Consider the following 16,604-nt stretch of genomic DNA (forward strand, 5'->3'; position numbering starts at 1 on the left):
GGCGCACATAGTCGCAGGCGCGCGCAACGTCAATGATTCCCTCATTTCTGGCACACCGGGCAGTGCCAGGTGCTGCGCCCGCCCTGCACGATCCGGCGGATGGTGCCCCCGTCATCGCGGCGGCAGGGCGCGCCCTCGCGGCCATAGGCATCAAAGCTGCTGGCAAAATAGCCAAGCTCGCCATCGGGTCGGACATAATCGCGCAAGGTAGAGCCGCCATCGCGGATCGCCGCTTCAAGCACCGCCTGAATGGCCGGTACCAGGCGCGCGATCTGTGCGCCCGTGACCTTTCCGGCCGGCTTGGTCGGGCGGATGCCCGCGCGCCACAGCGCTTCGCACACATAGATATTGCCGAGCCCGGCAACGATCCGCTGGTCGAGCAGGGCGAGCTTGATCGCCTGGCTCTTGCCTTTGAAGGCCGCCTTGAGGTGCGCTGGCGTAAGACCCGGCCCCAGAGGTTCCGGCCCCAGCGCGACGAACTGCGGCCATTGCGCGAGCGCGCCCGTCTCCACCAGATCGACCGAGCCGAATCGGCGCGGATCGCACAGGGCAAAGCGATGGCTGGCGGTCTCGAGGATCAGGTGATCGTGGGGATGGGGGGCCTCAGGATCGATCCGCCAGCGCCCGCTCATGCCGAGGTGGAAGATCATGGTGGCGGCGCGATCGAGATGGACGAGGCCATATTTGGCGCGGCGCGCGAGGCCCATCACCCGCGCGCCGGTGAGCACCTGCACCAGATCGGCAGGGAAGGGACGGCGCAGATCGTGCCGGTTGATGGTAACCCGCGCGATCCGCTCGCCCTCGAGGAAGCGGGCAAGGCCGCGCACGGTGGTTTCGACCTCGGGCAGTTCAGGCATTGCACACTTCGCACATGGCCCGCCCTCTATCACCCTTTGCCAAAGGGGCAATTGTCTCTAGGGAACGCCGCATGAGCGACACCACCCCAGAAACCGTCTCCTTCGGCTACAGCGAGGTCACCCCTGAGGAAAAGACCCGCAAGGTGGGCGAGGTGTTTTCCAGCGTGGCGCGCAAGTATGACATCATGAACGATGCCATGTCGGGCGGGCTGCACCGGCTGTGGAAGGACAAGTTCGTGCGCCGGGTCAAGCCTCAGCCGGGCGAGCAGATCCTCGACATGGCCGGCGGCACCGGCGACATCGCCTTTCGCCTTGCCGCGCGCGGCGCGCATGTGACGGTGGCCGACATCAATCAGGACATGCTCGATGTCGGGGCCGAGCGCGCGCTCGCGCGTGGCATGGGGCCGGAGGAAGGCACGCTGGTCTTCACCCGGCAGAATGCCGAGGAAACGAGCTTTGCCTCGGGCAGTTTCGATGCCTACACCATCGCCTTCGGGATCAGGAATGTCACCCATATCGACCGCGCGCTTGCCGAGGCGCACCGGGTGCTCAAGCCCGGCGGGCGGTTCTTCTGCCTCGAGTTCTCGACCGTCGAATGGGCCGGGCTGAGGCAAGCCTATGATCTTTATTCCGAGCACGTGCTGCCGCGCATGGGCCAGGTGATCGCCGGCGATGCGGCATCCTATCGCTACCTTGCCGAATCGATCCGCCGCTTCCCGCCCATGCCTGCCTTTGCCGCGATGATCGCGCAGGCGGGCTTTGCGAGCGTCAGGATCGAGCCGATCCTCGGCGGGCTGGTGGCGATCCATTCGGGGTGGAAGATCTGATCTGGTGACGAGCGCTGCGGTTCATCTTGCCCGCCTCGCGCGCTGGGGCGTGACGCTGGCGCGCCGCCGCGCGCTGGTGGGGATCGAGAATGATCCCAACGCCCCGCTCGCGCTGCGCCAGCTGGTGCGCCTCGCGCGGCTGGCAACGCTCACCGGCAAGCGCGGCAAGCCCGATTACGCCGGGGCCTTCCGCGCCATCGGCCCGGCGGCGATCAAGCTGGGGCAGAGCCTTGCCACCCGCCCCGACCTTGTGGGCGAGGAAGCGGCGAGCAATCTCCTCTCGCTCCAGGATTCGCTTCCCCCCGTGCCCTTTGCCGAAATCCGCAAGGTGATCGAGCAGAGCTTCGGCCAGCCGCTCGAGGCCCTGTTTGCCGAGATCGAGCCCGAGCCGGTCGGCGCGGCCTCGATCGCGCAGGTGCACAAGGGGATCACCAGCGATGGGCGCAAGGTCGCGGTCAAGGTGCTGCGCCCCGGCATCCGCGAGAAGTTTGCGCGCGACATCGCCACCTATGAATGGGCTGCCGCGCAGCTCGAGGCGATGGGAGGGGAGGCAGCGCGGCTGCGCCCGCGGCTGACCATCGCCAACTTCAAGCGCTGGACCAATTCGGAGCTCGACCTCAGGCGCGAGGCGGCCTCGGCCAGCGAGCTTGCCGAACAGATGGCGGGCGTGCCCGGCTATCGCATCCCCGCGGTCGATTGGGATCGCACCAATGGCCGGGTGATGACGATCGAATGGATCGACGGGATCAAGATCAGCCGCATCGATGAATTGCGCGCGCGCGGGCATGATCTTCCCGCAATCGCCGAGCGGCTGGTGATCAGCTTCCTCACCCAGGCGATCAGCGCCGGGTTCTTCCATGCCGACATGCACCAGGGCAACCTGTTCGTCGAGGACGACGGCACCATCGTGGCGATCGACTTTGGCATCATGGGCCGGATCGATCGGCGCGCGCGCCAGTGGCTGGCCGAAATCCTTTATGGCCTGACCACCGGGGATTACCAGCGCGTCGCCGAGATCCATTTCGAGGCGCAATATGTGCCGAGCTATCATTCGGTCGGTGAATTCGCCACCGCACTGCGCGCCGTGGGCGAGCCGATGCGCGGCAAGCCGGTCAAGGAGCTTTCGGTCGGGCAGATGCTCGACGGGCTGTTTGCCATCACCCGCGATTTCGACATGCAGACCCAGCCGCATCTGCTGCTGCTGCAAAAGACCATGGTGATGGTCGAAGGCATCGCCACCCAGCTCAATCCCGATATCAACATGTGGGACACCGCCGCGCCCTATGTGCGCAGCTGGCTGCGCGACGAGCTGGGGCCGGAAGCCGCGCTGGCCGATCGGCTGAAGCAGGATGCCGAAACCCTGCTGCGCCTGCCCGGGCTCATTCGCCGCATCGAGGAGATGTTCCCGCCCAAGGGCGGCGCGCCCGAGCCGCCGCCGCTGCCCGAGATCCCGCTGCTGGGCGCGCAGGGCACGGGAAGCGGCTGGCTGGGCTATCTGCTCGCCGCGGGTCTGGGCGCAGGCGCGGCATGGGCGGCGCTGGCGCTTGGCTGAATCGGATGAGGGCCGCCAGCCTTCCTGTATTGTTCGGGCGGTGGGAGGCGACGGAGCGGCCGCTTGCGCGCATGCCGCGCGGGCTTGCGCGCCTGGCGCTGGCCTTGCTGCTGGCGGGACTGCTGTGGCGCAGCCTTGCTGCCAGCGCTGCGCGCAGCATCGGTTCTGGCGCACCTGGCGAGGCGAGTCCCCTTATCAATGCGCCCGCGGCGCCTGCGCCTGAGCAAGCGCTCGGCAGCGGAGACCTGGCGCTCTACGAGCGTATCCGCGCGCGGGTGGCAGCGGGAGAACCCTATTATGCCGCTGCCATGGATGAGCAGCGCGCCCGTGACTATCCCACCCGCCCCTTTGTCGCCGTGCGGCTACCCACTCTCGCCGTGGCCGGAGCAACGCTCGGCCTGCCGGCGATGCGGGTGCTCGCAGGGGGGCTGCTGGCGGCTGCGATGGCGGCGCTGCAGCGACGGCTGGCCGAGCGCACAACGCGTGCCGAGCGGATCGCGGCGCAAGGAATGCTGGTATTCGGCGGGGCAGCGGCTTTCGTGCTGCCGCAGGTGGGCTGGGCCGGGCTTGGAGGGCGGCTCGGGCTGCTTGCCAGCCTGTGGTTTGCCGGGTTCCTTATTGCGGTGGCGCTGCTGGCGCGGCCCGACACCTTCTATTGGACGCAGCTGGTCTTGCCTGCCTATGCTGTTGGCCTTGCCCTTGCCCCTCGGGCGATTGCCGATCTCGGCAAGGCCGCGCTTGCACCGGCGGCAAGCGAGGCTTAACCAAAATGTGCGATCATCGCGGCTTGATCGACCAGCAAGACCGGCAAACTGGCAAGGAGTGCCCGCGCGGCGCAAGCGGATGAGTAAGGCAGAGGCAATGGCAGGCAGGCCGCGCATCCTCCTGGTGGTGGGCGGCGGCATCGCGGCCTACAAGGCCTGCGAGCTGGTGCGGCTGATCCGCAAGGGCGGGGCCGAGGTGACCTGTGTGCTCACCCGCGGCGGGCAGCAATTCGTAACCCCGCTGGCGCTCGCCGCACTCAGCGAAAACCCGGTCTATACCAACCTGTTCGACCTCAAGAACGAGGCCGAGATGGGGCATATCCAGCTCTCGCGCGAGGCCGATCTGGTGGTCGTGTGCCCGGCCACCGCCGATCTTCTCGCCAAGATGGCCGCGGGGATCGCCGATGATCTTGCCACCACGCTCATCCTTGCCACCGACAAGCCGGTGCTGGCGGTGCCGGCGATGAATGTGCGCATGTGGGAACACGCCGCCACGCAGCGCAACGTGGCGCTGCTCCAGGCGGCGGGCGTCACCGTGCTCCACCCCGATCAGGGGCCGATGGCCTGCGGCGAGTTCGGCTATGGCCGCCTGCCCGAGCCCGAGGCGATCTGGCGGGCGATTGCCGATCAGCTCGGCCTTGCCGTGCCCGTGCCGCTCGCCAGTGAGGCGCTCGAACCCGAGGAGGAGGAGGACAGCGCTGCCGAGCTTCCCGCCGGGGGGCTGGGCGGGCTGCTCTCCCGGCTCATCCCGCGCTCGACCCCGAAGCGCAGCCATGCCGAGATCGAGGCGGAATACGAGGCCTTGCCCGCGCCCGAGCCTGAGGCAGAAACCGCGCCACCGCCTGAGGAATCGCCGCCCTTCGCCCCGGATTTCAGCGGGCCGCTGCTCGCCAAGAAGGGCAAGGCCAGCGCCGCCCCGCCGATCGACCGTGAGGCGATCAACCATGTCGTCGATCCGCGCAAGGCAGCGCCCGAAACCTTCATCCCGGCCGTGCCCGAGCAAATCGAGGAGGTGCTGGGCGACGTCACCGCCGGGGCCGATTTCACTCGGTCGGGCGCGCCGCTCTCGCTCACCGGGCGGCACGTGCTGGTGACCGCCGGGCCGACTTGGGAAGCGATCGATCCGGTGCGCTACATCGCCAACCGCTCGAGCGGCAAGCAGGGCTTCGCAATTGCGGCGGCGGCAGCAGCGCTCGGCGCGCGGGTGACGCTGGTGGCAGGGCCGGTGGCGCTCAAGACCCCCGCCGGGGTGGAGCGCATCGATGTCGAAAGCGCGCGCGACATGGCCGAGGCAGTGCGGCGCGCGCTGCCTGCCGATGTCGCGGTGATGGTGGCCGCGGTCGCCGACTGGCGGCCCAAGGAATACCGCGCCGAGAAGATCAAGAAGCGCGGCGATGCCCCGCCGGCGCTGATGCTCGCCGAGAACCCTGACATTCTCACCAATGTCGCTTCTGCACCCAACCGCCCGGCGCTGGTGATCGGCTTTGCCGCCGAGACCGAGGACGTGATCGAGAACGCCAAGGCCAAGCGCAAGCGCAAGGTGGCCGACTGGATCGTCGCCAATGATGTTTCGGGAGATGTCATGGGCGGGGATCGCAACCGCGTCCACATCATCAGCGCCGAAGGGGTCGAGACGCTTGACGACATGCCCAAGAGCGCGGTCGCCATGGCGCTGGTTGAACGGATCGCCGCGGCCTTCCGCGCCGAGGCGGCCGAGTGACGATCCCGGTCAAGGTCAAGCGCCTGCCGCATGGGGAGGGCCTGCCCCTGCCGGCCTATGCCACGCCGGGTGCGGCCGGGATGGATGTGGTGAGCGCCGAGGATGTGACGCTTGCCCCGGGTGCGCGCCACGCGGTGGCAACGGGCCTCGCGCTGGCGATCCCGCAAGGTTACGAAATCCAGGTGCGCCCGCGATCGGGCCTTGCGCTCAAGCACGGCATCACCGTGCCCAACACCCCCGGCACGATCGATTCGGACTATCGCGGCGAATTGAAGGTGATTCTCATCAACCACGGGCCCGATCCCTTCGTGATCGCGCGGGGCGATCGCATCGCCCAGCTGGTGCTGGCCCCGGTGGTGCAGGCGGTGTGGGACGAGGTCGAAGAACTCGACGCGACCGCGCGCGGCGCGGGCGGCTTCGGCTCGACCGGGGGGCACGCACGCCTCTGAGCTTGCCTCGGGCCGGGCCATCGCCTACACCGCTGGCGCAACCTGTGGGAATTGATGTCCGAGAATGTCGCCTGCTGACTCGCCGGCGCGCGCCTTGAGCGTGTGACCGGCAGAGCACCCCGCCGCCCCGCTTGCCGCGCGGGCGAGCGCTCTGGCACCTTCCTCAAGGACCATTCCCGTGAACATCTCAATGCACGAGCAGCGCGTGCTGCACGTCCTCGCGCAGGGCGGATTGATCCGTTATCGCCGCGATGCCCATGGCAAGATCGTGGAGGTCGATTGCTTCAACCGCGATGGTCTGCGCCTCGTTGATTGCAGCCTTCCGGTTTTCGAGCGGTTGCGGCGACGACGGTTGATCCGCAGCCATGACGGGCAGCCCTATCGCATCAGCCGCGAGGGGCTGGCAGCGGTGCGTTCGCAGCACGACAATCGCTGAAGGCCACACGAAAAAGGCGGCGCCGATCCCCTGGCGTCGCCTTCTCGTTCCCGTCCAAGGGTTGCTTTGGCCTGAAGCCTTACACCATCAATCGACGCGGCGCACGGCTTTTTCACCGTCGTCGCGGATGGTGATGCGCACGGTCTCGCCCGAATTGCCGGGAAAGCCGGTGAACAGCGCATCGACAAGATTGGGCACCAGCCGCGGCAGGCGGTTCGAGCGCGAGACTGCTTCGGCCTTGCCTTCGAACAGGCGCTGGCCATCCGCCCGCCGGTCGATCTTCAGATCAATGCCGCTGGTATAGATGGTGTAGCTGCGCACATTGGGGCCGCCGAAATAGGGATCATAAAAGCCGTAACCCCAATAGCCCCTGCCATACCAGCCGCCCCACGGCCCCCAGGCCGGGCCAAAGGCGCCCACACCGGCAAAATCGGTGCGCACCCGCTCACGCCCGCCATCGACATGGTAATCGAAACGCACCAGCAGATCGGCGCTCTCGGGCGAGGCCGCCTCGGTATAGCCGATCTCGCGCAGTTCGGCCGCGACACTGCGCGCGTAGGTGGCAAACTCAAGGCTGCCGGCGAGCTTGGGGTCTTCGGGCACCACCGCAAAGCTCTGCCCCTGCGGTGCGGGCAGCGGCGCGGTGAAGCGGGAAACGTCCGCCTTGAACGGAGTGGCGCAGCCCGCAGCGCCAAGCGCCAGCACCAGCGGCAGGGCCAGGCGGGCAAGGGACTTGTTCGACTTCATGCCAGGGATCATGACACATCCTTCGACTGATCTCTATTGCCACAAGAGCAAGGGTGCGTGCGCGCGCGATGATATTCGGCAGGTCTGAATGGCGATTGAATGGCAAGGATGAAGGGCAAGGCCCAAGCGCCTTGCGCCCGGGCTCAGTGCCGCACCAGCCCAAGCGCGCGGTAGGCCGCGGCGAGCGTAGGGGCACCGCGCTCGCGCGCCTTGGCCGCGCCGCGGGCAAGGATCGCATCCAGGGTTTCGCGATCCTCTTTGAGCTCGACAAAACGTGCCCGGATCGGCCCCAGGGTTTCAACCAGCAGTTCGGCCAGCGCCGGCTTGAAGCTGCCGAAGCCCTGCCCGCCGAACTGGCGCAGCACTCCGGCCACGCTTTCACCCGATAGCGCGGCATAGATGCCGACAAGGTTGCGCGCCTCGGGCCGTTCGGCAAGGCCGGCTTCCTCCGATGGCAGCGGCTCGGGATCGGTGCGCGCCTTCCTGATCTTCTGCGCCATCGTGTCGGCATCATCGGCAAGATTGATGCGGCTCATGTCGGAAGGATCGGACTTGCTCATCTTGGCGCTGCCGTCGCGCAGGCTCATGATCCGCGCCGCCTCGGCCGGGATGATCGGCTCGGGCAGGGTGAAGACGGGGGCATCCTCGGTGCAGAAATCATTGTTGAACTTCTGCGCAATGTCGCGCGCCAGCTCGAGATGCTGCTTCTGGTCCTCGCCCACGGGCACGTGGGTCGCCTGATAGAGCAGCACGTCGGCAGCCTGGAGCACCGGATAGGTGAACAGCGCCACCGATTGGCCCTCGCGGTTCTTGCCGGCCTTGTCCTTCCATTGGGTCATGCGCCCCAGCCAGCCCATGCGCGCCGTGCCGTTCAAGAGCCATTGCAGCTCGGCATGGAGCGGCACCTGCGCCTGATTGAACAGCACCGAGCGATCCGGATCGATGCCGCAGGCCACCAGCGCCGCTGTCATCTCCAGCGTGGCGGCGGTGAGCACGGCCGGGTCGTGCGGCTGGGAGAGCGCGTGCAGATCGGCAAGGAAGAACAGCGCCTCGGCTCCATCCTCGAGCGCATCCTGCATCGCCACCCAGTTGCGGATGGCGCCGAGATAGTTGCCGAGGTGGAGATTGCCGGTGGGCTGGATGCCGGAGACGACGCGCATGGGGTTTCCTGAGGTTCAGCTTTGCCGGCGCATTAGGCGTTCAACCGTCGCCTTGTCGAGCACGCCGAACAGCACGCAGGCGCCGCCATAGCTGACAAGGCTCACACCGAGGATCGCGCCGATCGCGGCAAGACGCATCACCAAGGCGCCATCGAGCCAGGGGGTGACAAGCGGCATCAGCACCATGAGCGCCGCGCCCATCACCCCGGTTGCCAGCGCGATCCGCCCGATCCGCCAGAGCACCCGCGCCGGCAGGCGGAAATGGCCGCGGCGGGCAAGGATCGCGCCAAGCAGCGCGATATTGACCCAGGCCCCGATCGCTCCGCCCAGGGCGAGGCCGACGACGCCGATCAGCGGCACCAGCACCAGGTTGGCCGCCACCGTCACCACCAGCGAGGCCGCCGCGGTATAGACCGGGGTGCGGGTGTCGGCGCGGGCGAAGAAATTGGGGGTGAGCACCTTGACCAGCACATAGGCAGGCAGGCCCACCACCAGCGCCGAGGTGACCATGCCGGTGGTGCGCGCATCCTCGGGGGTGAAGGCCTGCCCCTCCATGAAGGCCTTGACGAAGGCAAAGCCGGTGATGAACAGCGCCGCCGCGCAGGGCAGCGTGAGCAGCATGGCGAGTTCGATCGCGTTGGCCTGCAGGCGCACCGCCTCGTCATCCTCTTTGCGGCTGATGTAGCGCGAGAGCGCGGGCAGGATCGCGGTGCCCAGTGCAATCCCGATGATGCCGAGCGGCAGCTGGTTCCAGCGGTCGGCCATGGCCATATAGGTAAGGCTCCCGTCGGGCAGACCGCGGATGAAGGCAAGGTCGATGAAGCGGCTGATCTGATAGACCCCGGCGCCGAACACCGCGGGCACGATCAGCACCCCCATTTCCTTGACGCGGACAGTGATCTTGGGAGCAAGGCGCGGGATGCGAAAGCCCGCCCGGCGCATGAACCAATAGAGCCACAGCAATTGCAACAGTCCGCTGACCGAGACGGCGATGGCAAGATAGGTGCCCGTGGCCGCGCGAGTCGCCTCGCTCGCAGGCTGGAGCGCGCCCCAGCCGAGCGCGGCGAGCAGGCAGATGTTGAGCAGAATCGGTGCCGCCGCCGCCGCGGCAAAGCGCGAGAGCGAATTGAGAATCGCCGCCATCAGCGTCGCAAGGCTCATGAACATGAGGTAGGGAAAGGCGATCCGCCCCATCGTCACCGCGAGCGCATAGGTGCGCGCATCGCCGCGCAGCTCCTCATTGGCAAAGGCCCACAAGACCCACGGCATGGCCAGCATCATCACTGCGCCAAACACCACGAGGATCGGCAGCAGCACCGCCAGCACCTCGCCGGCAAAGCGCCGCGCAGCGCTTTCGTCCTCGCCCATGTGGCGGTTGAACAGCGGCACAAAGGCGCTGGCAAAGGCGCCTTCGGCAAACAGGCGGCGGAACAGGTTGGGCAGCTGGAAGGCAAGCTGCCAGGCATCGGCCACCCCCCCGGCGCCGAGCACGCGGGCGAGCATGATGTCGCGGGCAAAGCCGAACAGGCGGCTGACCAGCGTCAGCCCGCCGATGGTGCCGACGTTCTTGAGCAGGCTCATTGGCGCGGCATCTTGGCGCGGGGGATCAGGCCTGGCCCGTCACCGGTTCGATCGGCGGGCCGCCGGCGGCCTCCTCGGCCCGGCGTGCGGCCAGTTGCTGGGCGTAAAGGCCATTGAAATCAACCGGATCGACCATCAGGGGCGGGAAGCCAGCATCGCGCACGGCATCGGCGACCACGCGCCGGGCGAAGGGGAAGATCAGCCGCGGGCCCTCGGCAAAGAGGAAGGCATGGGCCTGTTCCTCGGGCACGTTGCGCATCCCCACGAGGCCGCAATAGGCAAGGTCAACGATGTAGATCGTGCCGCGCTGCGAGGTGGCGGTGAGGGTGAGCTTGAGCGTCACCTCGTGCACCTCGGCGCTTACTCTTTCGGCGCTGATATTGAACTGCACGTCGATCTGCGGCGGTTCGGCCCACTGGAACACCTCGGGCGCGTTGGGGTTCTCGACCGAGAGGTCCTTCACATATTGGGTGATGATCCCGATTGCGGGCTGGGTGTCGTGGCCATTGGCCTCGCCGCCGCCGCTGCCGGGATTGTCGAGATCGGTAAGGACGCCTTCAGGTTCGGCCATGGGTGCGGTTCTTTCAAAGTCGGTAACACGGGTTGCGCGCGGCGCATCATCCTTCAGCACTGCGCGCGGCTGGGCCGGCGCCTAGCAGGGGCGCGGCCCGGCGGCAATGGTCCGCCCTCGCCTGCAGGGCACGGCGTGCCGGGCGCACAAGGCGCTGTTGCCGGCCCGTGCAGCAACCTATCGGGCGTTGGCGAATTGTAATTGCACCCCATATAGGGCAGGGTGAGCTTGAAAGGGGCCCAGGTGCGCGGCAAGCGGGCGCAGGCCCCGATGGAAGATCGGATCGAGACTGTGCTGGAAATCGTTCTCCTTGCCATGGTGGCCGCGTTCCTCGGCCTGCGGCTCTATTCGGTGCTGGGACGCCGCGCCGAACAGGAGGAGGAGGCCGTGCCGCAGCGCTTCGATGCCGAGGACAAGCCGGCCATGGCCCGCCCGGCGGCGCCCGCCGCGCTCACTCCTTCCCGCCCGGTCGAGCTTGACGGGGTGATGCCCGCCGTCGAGCGCGGCCTGCGCGAGATCGCCGCGGCCGATCCGCGCTTCAACCTCGGCCAGTTCCTCGAAGGCGCGCGCGGCGCCTATCGCCTGATTCTCGAGGCCTTCTGGAAGGGTGATCGCGAGACCCTGCGTGAGCTGTGCGACGAGGATGTCTATACCAGCTTCATCGCCGCGATCGACGCGCGCGAGGCGGCCGGTCATCGGCTCGACAACAAGCTGATCCGGATCGAGGAGGTGCGCATCCAGTCGGCCACGCTCGATGGCAAGACCGCGCGCATCGCGCTGCTGTTCGTGGCCGATATCGCCGCGGTGACCCGCGATGCCGACGGCAATGTGATTGCCGGCTCGCTCGATGATGCGATCGAGAGCCGCGATGTGTGGACCTTCTCGCGCAACACCCTTGCGCGCGATCCCAACTGGCTGCTCGACGAGACCGACGAGGGCTAAAGGCGCTCGCCGGGCGGGCCGCGGCTAGAAGGGGAAAAGGGCGATGCGCAAGGTGCTGGCTCTGGCGGCGGCGCTGGTGCTGGCAGGGTGCGGCCGGGCGATCCCGGCCCCTGCGGTGAGCGCGCCGGCCGGCCCGGTGGCGGCCAATGCCGTGCTTGCCGGGGTTACGCTCGGCCCGGCGATGGCCGCGCTTGGCCTTGATGACAGCGATGCGCGCGGCGCGCTGGCCAGCTTCGTCGAATCCTGCCCGCGCCTTGTTGCCCGTGAGGACGCGAGCGGCCTTACCCGGCCAGAGGATTGGCGGCCGGTGTGCGCGGCGGCGCGCGATTGGCCGCAGGGGCGCGTGCGCGCATTCTTTGCCGAGCAATTCGCGCCGGTGCAGGTGGGCGATGGCAAGGCCTTTGCCACCGGCTATTTCGAGCCCGAGATCGCCGGCAGCCGCACCCGGCGCCCGGGCTTTGCGGTGCCGGTCTATGCCATGCCGAGCGATCTGGTGCGCGGCTGGCCCGATGATGTGTCCCCTGCCGAGCGCAGCGGACGCCCACCGCTCGGCCGCTATGATGCGCGCGGGCGCTTTGTCCCCTATTACGAGCGCGCCGAGATCGAGGAGGGCGCGCTCGAAGGCAAGGCACCGGTGATCGCCTGGGCCGCCGATCCGGTGGAGTTCTTCTTTCTCCAGATCCAGGGCTCGGGCCGCCTCATCACCCCCGAAGGCGAGGTGATACGCATCGGCTATGCCGGGCAGAACGGGCGTGAATATGTCGGCATCGGCGCGGTAATGCGCGAGCGCGGGCTGCTGGGCAGCGGCCCGGGGCAATATCCCGGCTCGATGCAGGGGATCATGGCTTATATCCGCGATCATCCCGAGGAGGGGCGCGCGCTGATGCGGCTCAACAAGAGCTGGGTGTTCTTCCGCGAGCTGACCGGCGATGGCCCGATCGGCGCCCTGGGCGTGCCAGTGCGGCGCCAAAGCTCGGTCGCGGTCGATCCGGCCTTCGTGCCGCTGGGCGCGCCGGTGTGGCTCGAACTCGATCGGGGCGAGGCCAACGGCCTGTGGATCGCGCAGGACACCGGCGGAGCGATCAAGGGGCCCAACCGCTTCGACACCTTCTGGGGCGCGGGCGCCGAGGCGCGGCGGATCGCCGGCGGGATGAGCGGGCGCGGGCGGGCGCTGGTGCTGCTGCCCAAGGCCGCTGCCGCGCGCCTTGCCCGGCGATGAGGCCGCCGCGCGGCCTTTCCCCGGCCGAACAGGCGGCCTGGGCACGCCTGGCGCAAAGCGTCACCCCGCTGCCCGGCAAGCGCCGCCCGGCACCGCCCCCCCCGCCGTCCGCGCCAGCCCCGCCCGCGGCCCTACCAGAGGCAAACGAGGCTGTGGGAGTGCCCGCACCCAAGCGGCGTTCCCCGGCCTCGCCGCGCGCTCCGGCGGCAGAGCTCGCCGCAACGGGCCTCGATTCGCACTGGGAGCGGCGGCTGCGCGATGGCCGGATCGTACCCGATCTCACACTCGATCTGCATGGCTACGGCCTCGATGCCGCCCATGCGCGGGTGATGGATGCGCTTGATCAGGCGCGCAGCATGGGCGCGCGGGTGGTGCTGGTGGTGGCCGGGCGCGCGCGCCCGGTCGATCCGGCTGACCGCCTGTCTGCGCGCGGGGCAATCCGCGCCGTCCTGCTCGACTGGCTTGCGGCCAGCCGCCATGCCGCGGCGATCGCCGCGGTGCGCCGCGCCCACCTGCGCCACGGCGGCGAGGGCGCGCTTTACCTCATCCTCAAGCGCCAGTGAGGCCGAATGCCGCCCGGCATTTCCTTTCTCCCATTCGGGCGGACATAGCTGTCTGGGATCTGTGCCTCCTGAGGCTTCTCAACCGTGGCGAGAGCGAGGCTCAAGGTGATGCAGCTGCCCTGGGGGCCATGCTTTTCTTCTGAAATCTTGCGGGATATGCAGAGGGCGGGGGTCGGCGGTGCGAGGGGGCAATACCCCGGCGCTGCCGGCCCCATGGGATCGACAACAGCCTTGGGATGACCTGAAATGAGCTTCGTCAACGATGCGCTCGCCCTCTCGGGCGGGCGAGCCAGCGCGCCTCCCGCCTTCGAGCGGTACAACCAGGTGGCCCGCGCCCTGCACTGGATCATGGCCGTGCTGGTGATCGGCAATCTGGCCGGCGGCCTGCTCCACGATGCGCTCGAGGACGTGGTCAACCTCATGCCGGTGCACAAGGCGGTGGGCATGAGCGTGCTGGCGCTCACCGTGGTGCGGATCGCCTGGCGCTTCACCTACCGCGCGCCGGCCTATCCCGAGGAGATGGGCGCGCTTGCGCGTCTTGCCGCGCGGGGGGTGCATGTGCTGCTCTATGGCCTGATGCTGGCCATGCCGCTGTCGGGCTGGATCATGGCTTCGGCGGGCAAGTATCCGCTGACCTGGTTTGGCCTTTTCGACCTGCCCAAGCTTCCCGTCACCCGCGCCGATCCGCTCTACGAGCTCGGCCACGAGGGCCACGAGATCCTCGGCTGGGTGATGCTGGCGCTCGTTATTTTTCACGTCGGCGCCGCGCTGCGCCACCATTTCGTGCTCCGCGACAACGTTCTGCAACGGATGCTGTGACCTGTCCGGAACACCCGGCCCTGATGGAACCACGCTGATGACCAACGCCTTGCGCCTTTGTGTTTCGGCCCTCGCGCTTGGGCTTGGCCTGCCGCTTGCCGCGCAGGAACGCGCCGCCGAGCCAGCAACGAGCGATGCCGAGGCCGAGGCGCGGCGCGACATCATTGTCACCGGGCGCGGGCTTGATCCGGCGCTCTCGCGCGGGGTCTATGCCACCACCACGCTCGAACGCGAGGCGATCGCCTCCAGTGCCTCGGGCCGGATCGAGGATGTGCTGCGCAATGTCGCCGGCTTCCAGCAATTCCGCCGCTCCGACAGCCGCTCGGCCAATCCCAGCGCCCAGGGGGTGACGCTGCGCGCGCTCGGCGGCAATGCCACCAGCCGCGCGCTGGTGCTGCGCGACGGGGTGCCGCTCGCCGATCCCTTCTTCGGCTATATCCCGCTCACCGCGATCGCGCCCGAGACCTTGGGCGAGATCACGGTGACGCGCGGCGGCGGCTCGGGGCCGTTCGGGGCCGGGGCGCTGGCCGGCACGATCGAGCTGGAAAGCAGCGCTCCGGGCGCCGCTGCGCCCCTGCTCGCCAGCCTTTTCGCCAATCACCGCGGCGAAACCGAGGCGAGCGCCATGCTCACCCAATCCCTCGGGCGCGGCTTTGCCGTGGCCAGCGGGCGCTGGGACCGCGGGCAGGGCTTCTTCACCACCCCCACCGCGCAGCGCGTTCCGGCGAGCGTGCGGGCCGAATTCGAGAACTGGAATGTCGCCGTGCGCGCGGTGGCGCCGCTGGCCGAGACGCTCGAGCTGCAGGCACGGGTGGGGCTGTTCCGCGATGACCGCACCTTGCGCTTTCGCGGCGCGGATTCCTTCAGCCGCGGGGAGGATGCCTCGCTGCGCCTCGTCGGGCGGGGCGAATGGCAGTTCGATCTTCTCGCCTACGTCCAGGCGCGCGATTTCGGCAATGTGGTGATCTCGGCGACGCGCTTCACCCCCACGCTCAATCAGCGCGCCACGCCTTCGACCGGGGTGGGGGGCAAGTTCGAGCTGCGCCCACCGCTGCTTGAGGGCCACGATATCCGCATCGGCATTGATTACCGCCGCGCCGAGGGCGAGACGCAGGAGGAAGCCCTCAACGCCGTAACCGGCGCGATCACCGAGCGCCGCCGGGCGGGCGGTGAGACCAGCAATCTCGGCCTCTTCCTCGAGGATGACTGGCAGATCGGCCCGCTGCTGGTGACCGGCGGTCTGCGTGCCGACCGCACCAGCATCACCGATGGTTTCTTCCGCGCGGTCAATGCCGCGGGGGTCGCGGTCAACACCATCAATGCCCCCGATCGCAGCGATTGGGCGGTCAATTGGCGCGCCGGGGCCAAGCTCAACCTTTCGCGCCGCTTCGATCTGCGCGGCGCGGCCTACACCGGATTGCGCCTGCCGACATTGAACGAGCTTTACCGCCCCTTCGTGGTCTTTCCGGTGACCACCGAGGCCAACCCCGCGCTCGAGAACGAGCGGCTCGAGGGCTTCGAGCTGGGGTTCGATTGGCAGCCGGTCAATGCCCTGGTGCTGTCGGTGACGGCCTTCGACAACGAGGTCGAAAACGCCATTGCCAATGTCACCATCGGCCCCAACCGCCGCCGGCGCCAGAATCTGCCGGCGATCAGCGCGCGCGGGATCGAGGCGAGCCTTGCCGCGCGTCTTGGTGAGGTGAGCATCGATGGATCGCTCGCCTGGACTGATGCCGAAGTGCGCGCTCCCGGTACCGCGCTTGATGGCAAGCGCCCGGCGCAGACCCCGGAGTTCTCCGCCAGCCTTACGCTCGCCTGGCAGCCCGCCTCGGGCTGGCGCGTGGCGGGAACATTACGCCACGTCTCGGCCCAGTTCGAGGACGACCTGCAAAGCGATTCGCTGACGCCGGCAACCACCATCGATGCCTTTGTCACCGTGCCGCTGTGGCAGCGCCTCAGTTTGATGCTGCGCGGTGAAAATCTTTTCGATGAGACAATCATCACCCGCAACCAGGGCGGCTCGATCGATCTCGGGGTGCCGCGCACCATGTGGCTCGGTTTACGCTACGGCTTCTAGCACTACTTTGGCAGAAGTGCATTTTCTGGATTCCCAAGAGTCGCTTATGGTGATTCATATGGTGCCAGCTTTTGGAGGCTGGCGATGGCGGATGGTTGGCGGGATGAGCTGACGGAGTGGCTTGCGCCCTTTGTGAGGATGTTGGGCGATCGGCGCAGGGCGCGGATGTGCCCGGCCTATGTTGAGGGGTTGATCGGCCCTGGTGACCGCAAGAGTGTGCAGCCGATGGCGATGCGTGCGCCGGGGATCGGCTATGATCAGCTGCACCATTTTATCGGTGGTGCCCTGTGGGACAGCGCGCCACTGGAGGAGGAACTCTG

Annotated in this window: 16 protein-coding genes and 1 pseudogene; 12 read left to right on the plus strand and 5 right to left on the minus strand. The window is 68.2% G+C overall.

Annotated elements, in window-relative coordinates; all coding sequences use genetic code 11:
* Positions 1-41 precede the first annotated feature (41 nt).
* Complete coding sequence (mutM, locus tag G524_RS0109885) at positions 42-857, minus strand: bifunctional DNA-formamidopyrimidine glycosylase/DNA-(apurinic or apyrimidinic site) lyase (protein WP_027443570.1); 816 nt, start codon at positions 855-857, stop codon at positions 42-44.
* 71 nt (positions 858-928) lie between these two features.
* Here mutM and G524_RS0109890 point away from each other — a divergent pair, with 71 nt between their 5' ends.
* The 6 genes from G524_RS0109890 (at position 929) to G524_RS0109915 (ending at position 6,605) form a co-directional block, all read left to right on the plus strand.
* Positions 929-1,684, plus strand: a complete 756-nt coding sequence (locus G524_RS0109890) for a class I SAM-dependent methyltransferase (protein ID WP_027443571.1) — start codon at positions 929-931, stop codon at positions 1,682-1,684.
* 4 nt (positions 1,685-1,688) lie between these two features.
* Positions 1,689-3,236 carry a 2-polyprenylphenol 6-hydroxylase gene (gene ubiB / locus G524_RS0109895; protein WP_027443572.1) on the plus strand — a complete coding sequence of 516 codons (1,548 nt, stop codon included), beginning with the start codon at positions 1,689-1,691 and terminating at the stop codon, positions 3,234-3,236.
* Between the two features lie 71 nt (positions 3,237-3,307).
* Positions 3,308-4,000, plus strand: a complete 693-nt coding sequence (locus tag G524_RS0109900) for a hypothetical protein (protein ID WP_156894062.1) — start codon at positions 3,308-3,310, stop codon at positions 3,998-4,000.
* 97 nt (positions 4,001-4,097) lie between these two features.
* A complete protein-coding gene (locus tag G524_RS0109905; RefSeq protein WP_036857740.1) occupies positions 4,098-5,720 on the plus strand; it encodes a bifunctional phosphopantothenoylcysteine decarboxylase/phosphopantothenate synthase in 1,623 nt (540 codons plus the stop codon).
* Positions 5,717-6,169: a dUTP diphosphatase gene (gene dut / locus G524_RS0109910; RefSeq protein ID WP_027443575.1), complete on the plus strand. Its 453-nt coding sequence runs from the start codon at positions 5,717-5,719 to the stop codon at positions 6,167-6,169. The genes G524_RS0109905 and dut overlap by 4 nt, the downstream gene beginning before the upstream one ends.
* A 178-nt stretch (positions 6,170-6,347) precedes the next feature.
* Positions 6,348-6,605, plus strand: coding sequence for a YjhX family toxin (locus G524_RS0109915; protein ID WP_027443576.1), 258 nt, complete (start codon positions 6,348-6,350; stop codon positions 6,603-6,605).
* An 87-nt stretch (positions 6,606-6,692) separates the two neighbouring features.
* On the opposite strand, the gene G524_RS0109920 is transcribed toward G524_RS0109915, so the two are convergent.
* The 4 genes from G524_RS0109920 to secB form a co-directional block, all read right to left on the minus strand.
* Positions 6,693-7,364: a DUF4136 domain-containing protein gene (locus G524_RS0109920; protein WP_156894063.1), complete on the minus strand. Its 672-nt coding sequence runs from the start codon at positions 7,362-7,364 to the stop codon at positions 6,693-6,695.
* A gap of 131 nt (positions 7,365-7,495) precedes the next feature.
* The gene (trpS, locus tag G524_RS0109925) at positions 7,496-8,512 is read right to left on the minus strand and encodes a tryptophan--tRNA ligase (protein ID WP_027443578.1); all 1,017 of its coding nucleotides are present in this window, start codon (positions 8,510-8,512) and stop codon (positions 7,496-7,498) included.
* A gap of 15 nt (positions 8,513-8,527) precedes the next feature.
* Positions 8,528-10,093 (minus strand): murein biosynthesis integral membrane protein MurJ, encoded by a 1,566-nt coding sequence (gene murJ, locus G524_RS0109930; protein WP_027443579.1) that lies wholly within the window; start codon positions 10,091-10,093, stop codon positions 8,528-8,530.
* A 25-nt stretch (positions 10,094-10,118) separates the two neighbouring features.
* Positions 10,119-10,664 (minus strand): protein-export chaperone SecB, encoded by a 546-nt coding sequence (gene secB, locus G524_RS0109935; RefSeq protein ID WP_027443580.1) that lies wholly within the window; start codon positions 10,662-10,664, stop codon positions 10,119-10,121.
* 270 nt (positions 10,665-10,934) lie between these two features.
* On the opposite strand from secB, the gene G524_RS0109940 reads away from it, so the two are divergent.
* From G524_RS0109940 to G524_RS0109965, 6 genes and pseudogenes are all read left to right on the plus strand, one after another.
* Positions 10,935-11,606, plus strand: coding sequence for a Tim44/TimA family putative adaptor protein (locus G524_RS0109940; RefSeq protein ID WP_051221110.1), 672 nt, complete (start codon positions 10,935-10,937; stop codon positions 11,604-11,606).
* A 43-nt stretch (positions 11,607-11,649) separates the two neighbouring features.
* Positions 11,650-12,825, plus strand: a complete 1,176-nt coding sequence (mltA, locus tag G524_RS15590) for a murein transglycosylase A (RefSeq protein ID WP_036857742.1) — start codon at positions 11,650-11,652, stop codon at positions 12,823-12,825.
* A gap of 158 nt (positions 12,826-12,983) precedes the next feature.
* Positions 12,984-13,388 (plus strand): Smr/MutS family protein, encoded by a 405-nt coding sequence (locus G524_RS0109950; protein WP_342662454.1) that lies wholly within the window; start codon positions 12,984-12,986, stop codon positions 13,386-13,388.
* A 246-nt stretch (positions 13,389-13,634) separates the two neighbouring features.
* Complete coding sequence (locus tag G524_RS0109955) at positions 13,635-14,207, plus strand: cytochrome b (protein ID WP_084625134.1); 573 nt, start codon at positions 13,635-13,637, stop codon at positions 14,205-14,207.
* Positions 14,208-14,244: 37 nt separating this feature from the next.
* Positions 14,245-16,284: a TonB-dependent receptor plug domain-containing protein gene (locus G524_RS0109960; RefSeq protein WP_027443584.1), complete on the plus strand. Its 2,040-nt coding sequence runs from the start codon at positions 14,245-14,247 to the stop codon at positions 16,282-16,284.
* Positions 16,285-16,342: 58 nt separating this feature from the next.
* A pseudogene (locus G524_RS0109965) lies at positions 16,343-16,604 on the plus strand (transposase); the annotation flags it as partial.

This window comes from Erythrobacter cryptus DSM 12079 (assembly GCF_000422985.1).
Classification (GTDB): Bacteria; Pseudomonadota; Alphaproteobacteria; order Sphingomonadales; family Sphingomonadaceae; genus Erythrobacter; species Erythrobacter cryptus.